The sequence below is a fragment of the Rhizobium sp. CSW-27 genome (assembly GCF_018760785.1).
Lineage (GTDB): Bacteria > Pseudomonadota > Alphaproteobacteria > Rhizobiales > Rhizobiaceae > Neorhizobium.
In genome coordinates, this window is sequence record NZ_JAHHZO010000017.1 from 61,390 (window position 1) to 77,408 (window position 16,019).

Here is a 16,019-nt window from a genome sequence, read left to right on the forward strand (position 1 = left end):
AGATAGCCGGATTCCGGTCAACCTCTCAGCCGGTGGCCGGATCTCGGCCGGGGCACTGTGATGGCCGGAACCGACACGATCTTCGCTCTTTCCAGTGGTGCGACGCCTTCTGGCGTCGCCGTGATTCGGGTGAGCGGACCGCTCGCCTTCGAAGCGACGCAGCGCATGGCGGCCCTCCCCAAAGGTCGCAGCATGGCACTTCGATCGATTCGCCGCCGAAACGGTGACCTGATCGACCGTGGGCTGGTTCTGACATTTCCCGGCCCGCATTCGTTTACCGGTGAGGACTGTGTCGAATTTCAACTGCATGGCGGGCGTGCCGTGGTGGCCGCGGTTCAGGATGAACTGCTGGCGCTCGGTCTGCGCCCGGCCGAAGCCGGCGAGTTTACACAGCGCGCCTTCGATCACGGCAAGCTCGATCTGGTCGAGGTGGAAGGTCTGGGCGACCTGATTGCTGCCGAAACGGAGATGCAGCGTCGCCTGGCGATCGAGCAGAGTGCCGGCGGGCTTTCAGCCGCCTATCATGACTGGGCCGAGCGGCTGACCCGCTGCCGGGCGCTGATCGAGGCGGAACTGGATTTTGCCGATGAGGACGATGTGCCCGGCTCGGTGTCCGATCAGGTCTGGGCGCAGGTGGCAGACATTCGCGACGAGATCCTGAGCCAGATTCGAGCGACGGAGCATGCGGCGCGGGTGCGGGATGGCTTTAAGGTCGTCATCGCGGGTCCGCCGAATGCCGGCAAGTCCAGCTTCCTGAACGCAATTGCGGCACGTGATGTGGCCATCGTTACCGATATTGCCGGCACCACGCGCGATGTTCTGCATGTCGATCTCGACATGGAGGGTTTCCTCGTCCGCTTCTATGATACGGCCGGACTGCGGCAGACCGAGGATGTGATCGAACAGGAGGGCGTGCGCCGGGCGCGGCGCGCCATGGCAGAGGCTGATCTTGTGCTGCTGTTGTCGGAAATCGATTCGTCTCCGGAACATTTTGCCGACATTGATGAGTCAGTGGCGTTTCTGCGGATCGGGACCAAGCTTGATCTCCATCCGAATGGCGGATCCGCCTATGACGCCTGCCTCTCCACCCGCACCGGAGTCGGGCTGGACGAGGTCCGCCGGCTCATTCTGCACCATGTGCGAGAGAACTGGAGTGCCGTGACGGCCGTTGGCGCCGGGCGTCTTCGCCATGCCGGCCATTTGCGACGGGCTTCCCTTTTCCTGGAAGAAGGATTATCAGGAGGCCATCTCGACCTCCGGGCAGAAAGCCTTCGCCTCGCAGCAGACGAGATCGGCCGGATTACCGGTCGGGTCGATGTGGAGGATCTGCTGGACGTGATCTTCTCGGAATTCTGCATCGGAAAATGACTCACGTGAAACACTGCCGCGGCAGTTGGTGACGGACCATGAACAGCTTTGATGTGATTGTTATTGGCGGCGGCCATGCGGGCTGCGAGGCGGCTTCGGCTGCAGCGCGCCTCGGTGCGCGAACCGCCCTCATCACCCATCGGCGCGACACGATCGGTGTCATGTCCTGCAATCCGGCAATCGGCGGTCTCGGCAAGGGCCACCTGGTCCGCGAGATCGATGCGCTGGATGGCCTGATGGGCAGGATTGCCGACAGTGCCGGTATCCAGTTCCGCCTGCTGAACCGCAAGAAGGGGCCCGCCGTTCGGGGCCCACGCACCCAGGCAGACCGCAAGCTCTATCGACAGGCCATGCAGGCGGAACTGTTCGACCATGTAAATCTGACGATCATCGAAGGGGATGCCTTCGATCTGGCGCAGGCCGATGGCGCGGTGACCGGTGTGGTGATGAAGGACGGTCGTACCTTCGACACGCGCGCCGTGGTTCTGACCACCGGCACTTTCCTGCGCGGCCTGATCCACATCGGCGACAGGACGACGCCGGCCGGTCGGGTTGGCGAGGCGCCGTCCGAGGGTCTGTCCGCGACCCTGACAGCACTCGGTCTCGCCCTCGGCCGCCTGAAGACTGGCACACCGGCGCGGCTGAACGGCAGGACAATCGACTGGCAATCGATCGGCCGGCAGGAGGCGGATGAAGATCCCGTTCCGTTTTCCTTCCTGACCGACCGGATCACCACGCCGCAAATCGCCTGCGGCGTGACCCGGACCACCGACGCAACCCATCGCATCATCGCCGACAACATATCCCGGTCAGCGATGTATTCGGGACAGATCAAGGGTGTGGGCCCGCGCTACTGCCCGTCGATCGAGGACAAGATCGTTCGCTTCGGCGAGCGAGACGGCCATCAGATCTTCCTGGAGCCTGAAGGCCTGGATGACGATACCGTCTATCCGAACGGTATTTCCACCTCGCTGCCCGCCGACGTGCAGGAAGCCTTCATCCGGACCATTCCCGGCCTTGAGCGGGTGGAGATCCTGCAGCCGGGTTACGCGATCGAATATGATCACGTCGACCCGCGTGAACTGGGTCTCGACCTGCAGCTGAAGCGCCTCGCCGGCCTGTTTCTTGCCGGCCAGATCAACGGCACAACGGGCTACGAAGAGGCCGGCGCGCAGGGTCTGGTTGCCGGAGTGAATGCCGCGCGTCTGGCTGGCGGCCAGCCGGCGCATGTCTTCAGCCGCACCGATTCCTATATCGGCGTGCTGATCGATGACCTGACCAGCCGCGGCGTCACCGAACCCTATCGCATGTTCACCTCTCGCGCCGAATACCGGCTGTCGCTGCGCGCCGATAATGCGGACATCCGTCTTACGCCGGCCGGTCAGACGCTTGGGCTGGTCGGTGCGGCGCGATCCGCGCGGTTTGACGCCTATGTTGCGCAGCTGGAGGCAGGCCGTGAGGCGTTGCAGCAGCGCAAGGTGACGCCGAAGGAAGCCGAGGCCCATGGCCTGCGCCTCAACCAGGATGGCCAGCGTCGGAGCGCCTATGAACTTCTGTCCTATCCGGATGTCGACATCGCCACCCTTTGCCGCATCTGGCCGGAGCTTACCGCGCTGGAGCGGCCGGTGGCGGAGGCGCTGGAGATCGAAGCCGGCTATGCCGTCTACATGGCGCGGCAGCAGGCGGACATCCAGTCTGTGCGCCGCGATGAAGAGCGGGCCATTCCGGAGGATTTCGATTTCGACGCCGTTTCGGGTCTGTCGAACGAACTGAAACTGAAACTGAAGCGGGCATGCCCGCGCAATCTGGCGCAGGCGGCGAAAGTCGACGGCATGACGCCGGCGGCGCTGGCTCTGTTGCTGGCTCTGGTCAAAAAGGCTGGCACCCCTGCCCGCGCGCTGCGAGTCTCGTGAATGGAACTGAACGGCAAACGTGTTTCACGTGAAACAGTCGAGCGTCTCGAACGGTTCGAGGCGCTCTTTCACAAATGGGCCAAGGCCATCAATCTGGTGGCGCCGTCCACAAAGGCGGACTTCTGGCAAAGGCACATCGCCGACAGTGCCCAGATTTTTCAGCTGCATCCCCGGCCTGCGATCTGGGTGGATCTCGGCTCCGGCGGTGGTTTTCCGGGCATCATCACGGCGATCTTTCTTGCCGAGCTTGGTGATGGCTGGGTGCATCTGGTGGAAAGCAACCAGAAAAAGGCGTCCTTCCTGCGTACCGCCTTGCTGGAGACAGGCGGTCGCGGCAGCGTCCACCCTGTTCGCATCGAGGATGCGCCGCGACTGATCGAGAGATGCGATGTTCTGTCGGCGCGCGCGCTGGCCGAGCTGCCGCTGCTTCTGGACTATACGGCGCCGTGGATGCTGGATCGTGCCGAGGTCAAGGCCTTCCTGCATAAAGGCCGGGATTACGCGGCCGAAGTCGAGAAAGCACGTGGCCGCTGGGTGTTCGATCTGGTACAACATTCCAGTGCGGTCGAGAGCGATTCCGTCATTCTGGAGGTGTCTCGGCTACAGCACAAGGTTTGACCTCTTCAGTAGGTGCTCCATGTACGAGACGAATCGTATCATCACCATCGCCAACCAGAAGGGCGGCGTCGGCAAGACGACCACTGCCATCAATCTCGCGACGGCCCTTGCCGCCATTGGCGAGCGGGTTCTGATCATCGACCTGGATCCGCAGGGCAATGCCAGCACCGGCCTCGGCATCGACCGTCGTGATCGCAAGATGTCGTCCTTCGATGTGATGATGGGCGCCCGTTCGGTCAGTGATGCGGCGGTGGAAACTGCTGTTCCCAACCTGTTCATCGTTCCCTCGACCATGGATCTTCTGGGTCTGGAAATGGAGATTGGCCGCGAAGCCGATCGCGCCTTCCGCCTCCGCCGCGCCCTGCAGGGTGACGACGCCCGCAATTTCTCCTATATTCTCCTGGATTGCCCGCCGTCCTTCAATCTGTTGACAGTCAACGCCATGGCGGCCGCCCATTCGGTTCTGGTGCCGCTGCAGTGCGAATTCTTCGCCCTCGAAGGTCTCAGCCAGTTGCTGGAGACGGTGAATCAGGTGCGTCAGTCGGTCAATCCGGCTCTCGATATTCAGGGTATCGTGCTGACCATGTTCGACGCGCGCAACAATCTGGCACAGCAGGTGGTCAGCGATGTGCGCACCTATCTCGGCGAGAAGGTGTATCACACACTCATTCCCCGCAATGTGCGTGTCTCAGAGGCTCCCTCCTATGGGAAGCCGGCAATCCTGTATGATCTGAAATGCGCTGGCAGCCAGGCCTATCTTCAACTGGCGTCTGAAGTGATCCAGCGTGAGCGTCGCCGTAAGGCGGCCTGAATGCCGAAGGTTTGAATAAGCATGAGTGAAGATCTATCCAAGCGGCGCCTTGGCCGCGGCCTTGCTGCACTGATCGGCGAGATGGACCAGGTGGCGCCGGTCGGGGAAGCGCCGGCGCGCTCGGTGAGCGCAGATCGTCTGGTGCCGATCGAACATGTGGTGCGCAACCCCCGCAATCCGCGCAAGACGTTCGACGAGGCGGAGCTTCAGGATCTGTCCAGTTCGATTCGCCAGCACGGTATTGTGCAGCCGGTCGTGGTGCGTACGGTTGGTTCGACCTTCGAGATCATCGCCGGCGAGCGCCGTTGGCGTGCGGCGCAGCTGGCCGGCCTCGTCGAGATCCCGGTCATCGTGCGTGATGTCGATGACCGGACTGCGCTGGAACTGGCGATTGTCGAAAACGTCCAGCGTTCGGATCTCAATCCGCTGGAAGAGGCGCTGGGCTATGAGCAACTGATCGCCGAACATGGCTACACGCAGAACGATCTCGGTGAAATCATCGGCAAGAGCCGCAGCCATGTGGCAAACAGCCTGCGTCTGCTGAAGCTGCCCGACCCGGTGCGGGACATGCTGGCGGCAGGCGATCTGTCGGCCGGGCACGCGCGTGCGCTTGTTTCGACCTCGGATCCCGTCTCACTGGCGCGAACCATCGTCCACAAGGGACTGTCCGTGCGGGATGCCGAACGGATGGCGCAGGCGGATATCAAGGCACAGAACGAGCCGCGCCCGGCGACCAAGCCCGCGGAGAAAGATTCCGACACGCTTGCCCTGGAGCGGACGCTGTCCGACGCCCTTGGTCTTGACGTAAAGATCAACCACAAGGGCAGCGGCGGCCAGATCCGCATCGGCTACCGGACGCTGGAGCAGCTGGAAGAAATCTGCCGGCTTCTGGAGCGCCGCTGAGCCGGTCGCATCGGTTCCCTCCGGATATGTCGAGTTTGAAGATCGCGGGGCCGGTTTCACGCCGGCCCTTTTGTTTGCCGTCAGCACCGTTCCTGTGACGACTGCGGCGCCGGAACGACAGCTGGCCGCTGCGAAACGATGCGTCGGGGGACCAGGGATGTGAAACACGCGGTGACGCAACAGGAAGCGTTCCTTTCAACGCCCCTTGCCCTCACAGCCATCCCGATTACTGTCGTGCGGCCCGGGCCGATTGCAGGGCCGTCGCCATCAGGGTCTGGAAGGCGATGGTGTCTTCAAGGAACGGCTTCTGGCGAGATTGCAGGACGGCCGCCTGCAGGCGGTTGGTCTCGCGGCTGATGGCTTCGGCCTGCCAGCTGCGCAACGCCTTTTCAACCAGCGGCTTGCGCTTGAAGTGGATATGCCGTCCGGCCGTCTGCATCACCTGTGCGGCCTGCGTCTTCTTCTCATCCATCTCGGCACGCATGACATCGAGCAGCTGGAACTGGCGCAGGCAGGATTGCAGGACCAGGAAAACCGGCGTCTTGGAGGATACGATTTTCTGGATTGCTCGATGCAGGCCGGGCAGGTCGCCCTTCAGCACGCAATCCACGGCATCATCGGTCGAGATCGCGCTGGCATCGCCGATGATGTCCTGAACGTGATGTTCCTCGATCACCTGCTCGCCACGGCAATAGAGGGCGAGCTTGCGCACCTCGTTGCGCGAGGCGACGCGGTCGCCCCCCAGCGCCTCGAGAAGGCTTTGCCGCGCATCGGCGGAAATGCGCAGTCCCTCCGGTTCAAGTTCGCGATCGATCAACAGGTTCAACGACTTCACATCGTCCGCGTAACAGGGAACGGCCAGGGCAAGCTTTGCCGGCTCACAAATTTTCCGCAGAATGCTGGTCTTCTTGAGGTCGCCTGCCTCGATGATCAGCAGGCTCTCGGGCGCCGGGCCGGAAAGGAGGGCCTGCAGTCCGTCGGCCAGCGGCTTTTCGCTTCCGCTGCCACGAACCCAGACGAGCTTTGCACCGCCGAACAGGCCAAGTGAATTGACCTCGTCAACCAGACGTCCGGGATCGCCCTGCAGGTCGGAGAGATCCAGCCGCGTGAAAGAAAAGGGATCGTCGAGCTTCACCCCGGCCCGGGCCGCAAGCTCGGCGGCCCGTTCCGAGACAAGGCCCCGATCCGGCCCGTAGATCAGGAAGATGCGGTAAAGCTCGGTTGCCCTAGGCAGCAACCGGTCGAACTCATGGGCCTTGATTTCCGCCATCGGGCGTCAGCGGCCGAGAACGGCCGCGAGGTCTGCGCGGATGAACTCCGCCAGTTCGCGGGCCGCCCGATCCTCCGCATCGCGATAGGCGCGCAGCTTTGCGAATTGCTGGTTGCCGATGTCAACGAGCGAGGTCACGGAGCGGGTGGCCGTCTTCAGCACCTTGCCGTCGCTGGTCTGCAACAGGCTGTAGGTGGCGCTGACGGTCACGCGGCCGGGCGTCAACCCGGTTGAAACGCTATCGTCCAGAATGTCGGCCCGAACGGAGGTGACATTCATGTTCAGCTGGTAGTCGGCCTTGGCCGCCTCCCCTGCCCCGCCCGAGGTGAGGAAGATCAGGTGGTTGCGTACCACCTGTTCCACGCGTTCGTCCGCCGGCGAAATCTTGATCGAGGCCAGCTTGGACGGTGCCCCGCTGGTCGAGGAATAAAGCGGCCTGACCTGGCAGGCCGCCAGCGTTGCGCAGGCGAGAAGCACAAGAGCCGTTTGGCTGGCACGGCGAAGTGCTGGCGAGCGTTCAAACAACAATGTTGATGATCCTCTGTGGGACAATGATGATCTTCTTCGGCGGGTTGCCGGCAAGCGCCGCCTGAACCGCCTCCAGCTGCAGGACCGCCTGCTGAATGGCATTCTGGTCCGCATCGCGGGCAATTGTCAATTCGGCGCGCTTCTTGCCGTTGATCTGCACCGGCAGCAGCACCTCGTTGTCTGCCACAAGCGCCGGATCGAAGACCGGCCAGGCGGCTTCCGCCACCATGCCGGCCTTGCCCAGCACCGTCCAGCATTCCTCGGCCAGATGCGGCGTCATCGGCGCGATGATCTGGGTCAGGATGGTGGCCGCATCGCGCACGGCAGCGACCATGCCCGCCTCCTGGCCACCGGCGGCGACCTGGGTCAGCGGGTTCGCCAGTGCATTCACCAGCTCATAGATACGCGCCACGGCCTTGTTGAAGGCGAGCTTGTCGAAATCGCCCTGCACGGCCTGCAGCGTCTTGTGCGCAGCCTGGGAAATGGCGAGCGCCGGGCCTTCCTTGGCAGGTTTGGCCTCGACCTTCACCAGTTCCGGGGCGGCTTCCGAAATCAGGCGCCAGACACGCTGCACGAAGCGGTGCGCGCCTTCCACGCCGGCTTCCGACCAGATCACGTCGCGATCCGGCGGCGAATCCGACAGAACGAAGAAGCGGGCGGTATCGGCGCCATAGGAGGCGATGATATCGTCCGGATCGACGACGTTCTTCTTCGACTTCGACATCTTCTCGATGGAGCCGATGGAGACCTCCTCGCCGGAGGAGAGCATATAGGCGCGGCGTGCGCCGTCGATCTCCTCGATGCGGATCTCGGCCGGAGCAATCCACTGGCCGTTCTGGCCTTCGCCCAGGCGATAGGTCTCATGCACCACCATGCCCTGGGTGAACAGGCCCTTGAAGGGCTCGCTCAGGCCGACATGACCGGTTTCGCGCATCGCGCGGGTGAAGAAGCGAGAATAAAGCAGGTGCAGAATGGCGTGCTCGATGCCGCCGATATACTGGTCCACCGGCAGCCAGTGATCGGCCACCTTCGGATCGGTCGGACTGTTCTCCCAGGGCGCCGTGAAGCGGGCGAAGTACCAGCTGGAATCCACGAAGGTATCCATCGTGTCCGTCTCGCGGCGGGCATCCTTGCCGCAGCAGGGGCAGGCCACGTTGCGCCAGGTCGGATGGCGATCCAGAGGATTGCCCGGAATATCGAAGGTGACGTCGTCCGGCAGCTTCACCGGCAGGTCCTGCTTCGGCACCGGCACCACGCCGCAGTCATCGCAATGGATGACCGGGATCGGGCAGCCCCAGTAGCGCTGACGGGAAATGCCCCAGTCACGCAGGCGGAAGTTTACCTTGCGGGCTGCCTGCGGCGCATTGCCCAGCGTCTGGCCGGTCAGCATGTCCGCCACCGTCTGGAAGGCAGCACCGGTGGAGAGGCCGTTGAGGAAGCGCGAATTGATCATCACGCCGTCGCCGTCATAGGCTTCCGCGCCGATGGTGAAGCTTCCCGCATCGCCGCCCTCCGGCATCACGACCGGCACGACGGGCAGATCGTATTTGCGGGCAAAGTCCAGGTCGCGCTGGTCGCCTGCGGGGCAGCCGAAGATGGCGCCCGTGCCGTAATCCATCAGCACGAAATTGGCGATGAAGACCGGCAGCTCCCAGGCGGGATCGAGCGGATGCTTGACGGTGAGCCCGGTGTTGAAGCCCTTCTTTTCGGCGGTTTCGAGCGCTGCGAGCGAGGTGCCCTGGCGCCGGCATTCCTCGCAGAACTCCTGCACGTCCGCATTGCCGGCGGCGAGCGCCTTCGCCACCGGATGATCGGCGGAAATGGCCAGGAACGAGGCGCCGAACAGCGTGTCGGGCCGGGTCGTATAGACCTCGATCTCGCTGCAGTCGGCGGCAGCGCGGCTATCGTCACTCAGCTCCCAGCGGATGGTCAGGCCCTCGGAGCGGCCGATCCAGTTCTTCTGCATCAGCCGGACCTTTTCCGGCCACTGGTCGAGCGTATCCAGCGCCTGCAGCAGATCCTCGGCGAAGTCGGTGATCTTGAAGAACCACTGCGTCAGTTCGCGCTGTTCGACAAGCGCGCCGGAGCGCCAGCCGCGGCCGTCGATCACCTGCTCGTTGGCGAGAACCGTCTGGTCGACCGGGTCCCAGTTGACCTTGGACTGCTTGCGATAGACCAGGCCCTTTTCCATCATGTCGAGGAAGAGGTGCTGTTGACGGTGGTAGTAATCGACATCGCAGGTGGCGAATTCGCGCGACCAGTCCAGCGACAGACCCATGGACTTCAGCTGGGCGCGCATGGTGGCGATGTTCTGGTAGGTCCAGTCCTTCGGATGCACCTTGTTCTGCATGGCGGCGTTTTCCGCCGGCATGCCGAAGGCATCCCAGCCCATGGGATGCAGCACGTTATAGCCGCGGGCGCGCTTGTAGCGGGCCACCACATCACCCATCGCATAGTTGCGCACGTGGCCCATATGGATGCGCCCCGACGGATAGGGGAACATCTCGAGCACGTAATATTTGTCGCGCGTATCGCTGTTGTCGGTTTCGAAGGTCTTTGCCTCGGACCAGTTTTTCTGCCAGCGGGGTTCGGCATCCCGCGGATTGTAACGTTCGCTCGCCATGTCGATGAAATTCCGGGTACGACTAAGATGGGGTGACCTTCACCACGAATGGCAGGAAGCGTCAAGTTTTCGAGGCTGTTGCGGCAAATTTCCGTCGCAAAGGCTTGGCAGGCCGGCATGCTGAGGCTATCGCCGAAGCAGGCAACAAGGAGACGGTCATGAGTGTCGAGGAACGCCTGGCGGAGGTCCGCCGGAAGATTGCGGCGGCAGAGCAGGATGCGGGCCGGCCCGCCGGCAGCGCCACCCTTGTCGCGGTTTCCAAAACCTTCGAGGCCGATGCCATTCGGCCCGTGATCGAGAGCGGCCAGCGGATCTTCGGCGAAAACCGCGTGCAGGAAAGCGAGGCCAAGTGGCCGGCACTGAAGGCGGAAACATCGGGTATCGAACTGCATCTCATCGGGCCGCTGCAATCCAACAAGGCGGCCAATGCGGTGGCTCTCTTCGATGTCATCGAGACGATCGACCGCGAGAAGATCGCTCGCGCCGTGGCGGACGAGATGGCGAGGCAGGGACGCCGCCTGCGGCTCTACGTGCAGGTGAACATCGGCATGGAACCGCAGAAGGCGGGCATCGAGCCGAAGCAGACCCTGGATTTCGTCCGCTTCTGCCGCGAGGAGCTGGGGCTGGCCATCGAGGGGCTGATGTGCATTCCGCCGGCCGAGGGCAATCCCGGTCCCTATTTCGCGCTGCTCGCCAGGCTTGCCGCCGAATGCGGTGTCGAGAAGCTGTCGATGGGCATGTCCGGCGATTTCGAGACGGCCATCGCCTTCGGCGCGACCAGCGTTCGCGTCGGCTCGGCCATCTTCGGCCATCGCTGATCTGCTCTTTGACGAAGGGCAAGGGCAAACCGCGGATCTAACCCTTTCGTCGGGCTTTCCGGTTGCACAACCACCTCCTAAAATTTGCGCCACGGAAAAGGGCGCAAATGGTGGGAGGATCAGATGCACAGCCAGTACCGCGCGGTCTATCAGCAATGGCAGGATAACCCGGACGCCTTCTGGGCGGAGGCGGCACAGGCCGTCCACTGGTTCACGCCGCCGGACAAGATCTTCGATCCCGACCAGGGCGTCTACGGTCGCTGGTTTGCCGGGGGGGAGACCAATACCTGCTACAACTGCGTGGATCGCCATATCGCCGATGGGCGCGGTTCGGATCGCGCGCTGATCTTCGACAGCGTGATGACCGGCGAGAAGCGCATCTACAGCTATGACGACATGCTGGTGGAGGTGCAGGCGATTGCCGCGGTGCTCGCCAATCTCGGTATCGGCAAGGGTGACCGTGTCATCATCTACATGCCGATGGTGGCCGAAGCCGTCTTCTCCATGCTGGCCTGTGCCCGTCTCGGCGCCATTCATTCCGTGGTGTTCGGCGGTTTTGCTGCCCATGAACTGGCGACCCGTATCGACGATTCCGAAGCAAAGCTGGTGATCAGCGCCAGCTGCGGGCTCGAACCCGGCCGCGTGGTGCCGTACAAGCCGCTCCTCGACCATGCGATCGACATGGCGCGGGTGAAGCCGCAGGCCTGTCTCATCCTGCAGCGGGACCAGTTGCACGCCGCCCTGCGCTACGAACATGGCGACGTCGATTTCGGCCAGGCGGTGGAGGCGGAAAAGGTGAAGGGAACGCAGGTGCCCTGCGTGCCGGTCGCCGCCACCGATCCGCTCTACATTCTCTATACCTCCGGAACGACCGGCCAGCCGAAGGGCGTGATCCGCGACAATGGCGGTCACATGGTGGCGCTCACCTGGACCATGCGCAACATCTACGGTGTCTCTCCCGGCGAGACCTTCTGGGCCGCTTCCGATATCGGCTGGGTCGTCGGCCACTCCTATATCGTTTACGCGCCGCTGCTTGCCGGCAATGCCACGGTCGTCTTCGAGGGCAAGCCGGTCGGTACGCCGGACTCCTCGGTTTTCTGGCGCATCATCGAGGAACATGACGTCAAGGTGCTGTTCACCGCACCGACGGCGTTTCGCGCCATCCGCCGCGACGATCCGGATGGCGAGATGATCTATCGTCACGATCTTTCTGGCCTCAGGGCGCTTTTCCTCGCCGGCGAGCGGGCCGATCCGGAAACGCTGAAATGGGCCGAGCGCATGCTGAAGGTGCCGGTGGTGGATCACTGGTGGCAGACGGAGACGGGCTGGGCCATTGCCGGCAATCCGGCGGGGCTTGGTCTCCTGCCTGCGAAATACGGGTCGGCGGCCATGCCGATGCCCGGCCATGCGGTGGAGGTGCTGGACGATGCCGGCCATCCGGTGCCGCCCGGCACGCTTGGCAACATCGTCATCCGCCTGCCCCTGCCGCCCGGTTGCCTCGTCAGCTTCTGGCAGGCGGACCAGCGGTTCCGCAGCGCCTGCCTTGAGGAATTTCCGGGCTACTACAAGACAGCCGATGCCGGTCTGGTGGATGAGGACGGCTATGTCTTCGTGATGGCGCGCACCGACGACATCATCAATTGCGCCGGCCACCGGCTCTCCACCGGTGCGATGGAAGAGGTCTGCGCCATGCATCCGGACGTCGCTGAATGCGCCGTGATCGGCGTTGCCGACCAGCTGAAGGGCCAGATCCCCTGCGGCTTCCTGGTGCTGAAGAACCGGGTGGAGCGGGACCACGCCCTGATCAGCAGGGAGATCGTCGATCTCGTCCGCCAGGAGATCGGCCCGGTGGCAGCCTTCCGCACGGTGATGATCGTCAAGCGCCTGCCGAAGACACGCTCCGGCAAGATCCTGCGCGGCACCATGCAGAAGATGGCCGACGGCCTGCCATGGAAGATGCCGGCCACCATCGACGATCCGGCGATCCTCGACGAGATCGGCGAGATTCTTGCCGATCACGGCTACAGCTGCAATCGCCAGGCCCTGCGCGCCTGAACGACCGCGAGAGGTGCATCCAGCAAAAAAAGCCGGCGGAGCGCCGGCTTTTCAAACACTGTCGGAAAGTGTCCGCTGCTCAGTAGCGGTCGTCCTCGTCGTCGTCGCGACGGGTTGATTTCAGCGAGGAAAGCTTGGCGAACACGGCATCCGCGTCGATTTCCTTCTCCTCTTCGCGCTCGTAGCGATAGCCGAGGTTTTCGGTCTCGGCGGCAGCCTGCAGCGTGGCACCCAGCTCGGCGGCGGTCGGCAGCGGACGGTTCTTCGCAGCGCGCTCGACTTCGAGATCGAGATCGATCTGGCTGCAGAGACCGAGCGTGACCGGGTCCATCGGCGTCAGGTTGGTGGAGTTCCAGTGGGTCCGCTCGCGGATCTGCTCGATGGTCGACTTCGTCGTGCCGACCAGACGCGAGATCTGCGCATCCTTCAGTTCCGGATGGTTGCGCACCAGCCAGAGAATTGCGTTCGGGCGGTCCTGACGCTTGGACACCGGCGTGTAGCGCGGGCCGCGGCGCTTGGATTCCGGCACGCGCACCTTCGGTTCGGCGAGCTTCAGCTTGTAGTTCACATCCCTTTCGCCGCGGGCGATTTCATCGCGCGACAGCTGACCGGTGGCGATGGGATCGAGGCCCTTGATGCCCTGCGCGGCTTCTCCATCGGCAATCGCCTTCACTTCCAGCGGGTGCAGTTTGCAGAACTGGGCGATCTGATCGAAGGACAGGGCCGTGTTGTCGACGAGCCAGACTGCCGTCGCTTTCGGCATGAGCAATGTTTGAGCCATGGATATGATCCTTCTATCGTCCGCGCCGGTGTCGCGGGCCGTGGGCTGTCACCACAATTTTCCGGGAATTCCGCGGTCTATAACCGCAATTTGCAGAAATTGCAATTGTTCAGGCGCCATGACCCTTTGTCTAATTGCCGCCACCGCCCCAGCTGATAAGAATTGCACAACGGGAACCGCCGAAGCGTCAGCACAGGCGGCGGAGCATGAGGAGGATATCGATGTCGGAGAAAGTCTACCCCGTCCAGAAGCATGTGAAGGCGCGCGCGCTGATCGACAAGGACAAGTACCTGAAATGGTACGAGGAAAGCATCGAGAACCCGGACAAGTTCTGGGGCAAGCATGGCAAGCGCATCGACTGGTTCAAGCCCTATACCAAGGTCAAGAACACCTCGTTCAAGGGCAAGGTGGCGATCAAGTGGTTCGAGGACGGCCTGACCAATGTCTCCTACAACTGCATCGACCGGCACCTGAAGACGCATGGCGAACGCACGGCGATCATCTGGGAAGGCGACAATCCCTATATCGACAAGAAGATCACCTATAACCAGCTCTATGATCAGGTCTGCCGGCTGGCCAACGTGCTGAAGAAGCATGGTGTCAAGAAGGGCGATCGCGTCACCATCTACATGCCGATGATCCCGGAAGCGGCCTATGCCATGCTGGCCTGTGCCCGCATCGGCGCCGTGCATTCGGTCGTCTTCGGCGGCTTTTCGCCGGAAGCGCTGGCGGGCCGTATCGTCGACTGCCAGTCCACCTTCGTCATCACCTGCGATGAAGGCGTGCGTGGCGGCAAGCCGGTGCCGCTGAAGGAAAACACCGACAAGGCGATCCACATTGCGGCGCGCCAGTATGTCACGGTCAACAATGTGCTGGTCGTGCGCCGTACCGGCGGCAAGACCAACTGGGCGCCGGGGCGCGATCTCTGGTATCATCAGGAAATCGCCAGCGTGAAGGGCCATTGCGAGCCGGTGAAGATGAAGGCGGAGGATCCGCTGTTCATCCTCTACACCTCCGGCTCCACCGGCAAGCCGAAGGGCGTGCTGCACACCACCGGCGGCTATCTGGTCTATGCCGCCATGACCCACGAATATGTCTTCGATTACCACGACGGTGACATCTACTGGTGCACGGCCGATGTGGGCTGGGTGACCGGCCATTCCTACATCGTCTACGGACCGCTCGCCAATTGCGCGACAACGCTGATGTTCGAGGGCGTGCCGAACTTCCCGGATCAGGGCCGGTTGTGGGAAGTGGTCGACAAACACAAGGTCAACATCTTCTACACCGCTCCGACCGCCATCCGCTCGCTGATGGGCGCTGGCAACGAGTTCGTGACGCGATCCTCGCGCTCCAGCCTGCGGCTGCTCGGCACGGTCGGCGAACCGATCAACCCGGAAGCCTGGGAATGGTACTACAACGTGGTCGGCGAAAAGCGCTGCGCCGTGGTCGATACCTGGTGGCAGACGGAGACCGGCGGCCACATGATCACCCCGCTGCCTGGCGCCACGGATCTTAAGCCGGGTTCGGCCACCCTGCCCTTCTTCGGCATCAAGCCGCAGCTGGTCGACAATGAGGGCAATGTGCTGGAGGGTCCGGCAGACGGCAATCTCTGCATCACCGACAGCTGGCCGGGGCAGATGCGCACGGTCTATGGTGACCATGAACGTTTCATCCAGACCTATTTCTCCACCTACAAGGGGAAATATTTCACCGGTGACGGCTGCCGGCGCGACGAGGACGGCTATTACTGGATCACCGGCCGCGTCGACGACGTTCTGAACGTGTCCGGCCACCGTCTCGGCACGGCCGAAGTGGAATCGGCGCTCGTTTCGCACCACCTTGTTTCGGAAGCAGCGGTCGTCGGCTATCCGCACAACGTCAAGGGCCAGGGCATCTACTGCTATGTCACCCTGATGGAAGGCAATGAGGGCACCGATGCGCTGCGCCAGGAACTGGTCAAGCATGTGCGTCAGGAGATCGGCCCCATCGCCACCCCGGACAAGATCCAGTTCGCGCCGGGCCTGCCGAAAACCCGCTCGGGCAAGATCATGCGCCGGATTCTGCGCAAGATCGCCGAGGATGATTTCGGCGCTCTCGGCGATACCTCGACGCTCGCTGATCCGGCCGTCGTGGACGATCTGATCGCCAACCGGCAGAACAAGGCGCCGGAAGCCGCCTAGACTTTCCTTCCGTCACTCAGATCGAAGGGCCGGCGCAAGCTGGCCCTTTCCTTTATACGTTTCCTCCACCCGTTTGCGCGAAGGGCGTGCCCTTCCCGCATTCGTGACGCCCTCGGACATGCGTTCCGCAAGGACACCGGAAGCGCCG

Annotated in this window: 12 protein-coding genes; 8 read left to right on the plus strand and 4 right to left on the minus strand. The window is 63.0% G+C overall.

What is annotated here, in order from left to right; genetic code table 11:
• Positions 1 to 60 precede the first annotated feature (60 nt).
• Genes mnmE through KLP42_RS23160 form a run of 5 tightly spaced genes read left to right on the plus strand, consistent with a single transcriptional unit; the run spans position 61 to position 5,613 of the window.
• Positions 61 to 1,368 carry a tRNA uridine-5-carboxymethylaminomethyl(34) synthesis GTPase MnmE gene (gene mnmE, locus KLP42_RS23140; protein WP_215569983.1) on the plus strand — a complete coding sequence of 436 codons (1,308 nt, stop codon included), beginning with the start codon at positions 61 to 63 and terminating at the stop codon, positions 1,366 to 1,368.
• A gap of 38 nt (positions 1,369 to 1,406) precedes the next feature.
• The gene (gene mnmG, locus KLP42_RS23145) at positions 1,407 to 3,281 is read left to right on the plus strand and encodes a tRNA uridine-5-carboxymethylaminomethyl(34) synthesis enzyme MnmG (RefSeq protein WP_215569985.1); all 1,875 of its coding nucleotides are present in this window, start codon (positions 1,407 to 1,409) and stop codon (positions 3,279 to 3,281) included.
• Positions 3,282 to 3,899 carry a 16S rRNA (guanine(527)-N(7))-methyltransferase RsmG gene (gene rsmG / locus KLP42_RS23150; RefSeq protein ID WP_215569987.1) on the plus strand — a complete coding sequence of 206 codons (618 nt, stop codon included), beginning with the start codon at positions 3,282 to 3,284 and terminating at the stop codon, positions 3,897 to 3,899.
• Positions 3,900 to 3,918: 19 nt separating this feature from the next.
• Positions 3,919 to 4,710 carry a ParA family protein gene (locus KLP42_RS23155; RefSeq protein WP_215569989.1) on the plus strand — a complete coding sequence of 264 codons (792 nt, stop codon included), beginning with the start codon at positions 3,919 to 3,921 and terminating at the stop codon, positions 4,708 to 4,710.
• 21 nt (positions 4,711 to 4,731) lie between these two features.
• Positions 4,732 to 5,613 carry a ParB/RepB/Spo0J family partition protein gene (locus tag KLP42_RS23160; protein WP_215569991.1) on the plus strand — a complete coding sequence of 294 codons (882 nt, stop codon included), beginning with the start codon at positions 4,732 to 4,734 and terminating at the stop codon, positions 5,611 to 5,613.
• Positions 5,614 to 5,839: 226 nt separating this feature from the next.
• Here KLP42_RS23160 and holA read toward each other — a convergent pair whose 3' ends face one another.
• From holA to leuS, 3 genes are read right to left on the minus strand one after another with little or no spacing between them, the layout of a single operon-like run.
• On the minus strand, positions 5,840 to 6,883 hold the full coding sequence (gene holA, locus KLP42_RS23165) for a DNA polymerase III subunit delta (protein ID WP_215569997.1): 1,044 nt from the start codon (positions 6,881 to 6,883) through the stop codon (positions 5,840 to 5,842).
• A 6-nt stretch (positions 6,884 to 6,889) separates the two neighbouring features.
• Positions 6,890 to 7,411 (minus strand): LPS assembly lipoprotein LptE, encoded by a 522-nt coding sequence (locus KLP42_RS23170; RefSeq protein WP_252193205.1) that lies wholly within the window; start codon positions 7,409 to 7,411, stop codon positions 6,890 to 6,892.
• On the minus strand, positions 7,401 to 10,034 hold the full coding sequence (gene leuS / locus KLP42_RS23175; RefSeq protein WP_215570002.1) for a leucine--tRNA ligase: 2,634 nt from the start codon (positions 10,032 to 10,034) through the stop codon (positions 7,401 to 7,403). The genes KLP42_RS23170 and leuS overlap by 11 nt, the downstream gene beginning before the upstream one ends.
• A 158-nt stretch (positions 10,035 to 10,192) precedes the next feature.
• Between leuS and KLP42_RS23180 the strand changes: the two genes are divergently transcribed.
• Positions 10,193 to 10,852: a YggS family pyridoxal phosphate-dependent enzyme gene (locus KLP42_RS23180; protein WP_215570004.1), complete on the plus strand. Its 660-nt coding sequence runs from the start codon at positions 10,193 to 10,195 to the stop codon at positions 10,850 to 10,852.
• A gap of 123 nt (positions 10,853 to 10,975) precedes the next feature.
• Positions 10,976 to 12,907 carry a propionyl-CoA synthetase gene (locus tag KLP42_RS23185; protein WP_215570006.1) on the plus strand — a complete coding sequence of 644 codons (1,932 nt, stop codon included), beginning with the start codon at positions 10,976 to 10,978 and terminating at the stop codon, positions 12,905 to 12,907.
• A 79-nt stretch (positions 12,908 to 12,986) separates the two neighbouring features.
• On the opposite strand, the gene KLP42_RS23190 is transcribed toward KLP42_RS23185, so the two are convergent.
• Positions 12,987 to 13,688: a DUF1013 domain-containing protein gene (locus KLP42_RS23190; protein WP_215570008.1), complete on the minus strand. Its 702-nt coding sequence runs from the start codon at positions 13,686 to 13,688 to the stop codon at positions 12,987 to 12,989.
• A gap of 221 nt (positions 13,689 to 13,909) precedes the next feature.
• Between KLP42_RS23190 and acs the strand changes: the two genes are divergently transcribed.
• Complete coding sequence (acs, locus tag KLP42_RS23195) at positions 13,910 to 15,871, plus strand: acetate--CoA ligase (RefSeq protein ID WP_215570010.1); 1,962 nt, start codon at positions 13,910 to 13,912, stop codon at positions 15,869 to 15,871.
• Positions 15,872 to 16,019: the final 148 nt, after the last annotated feature.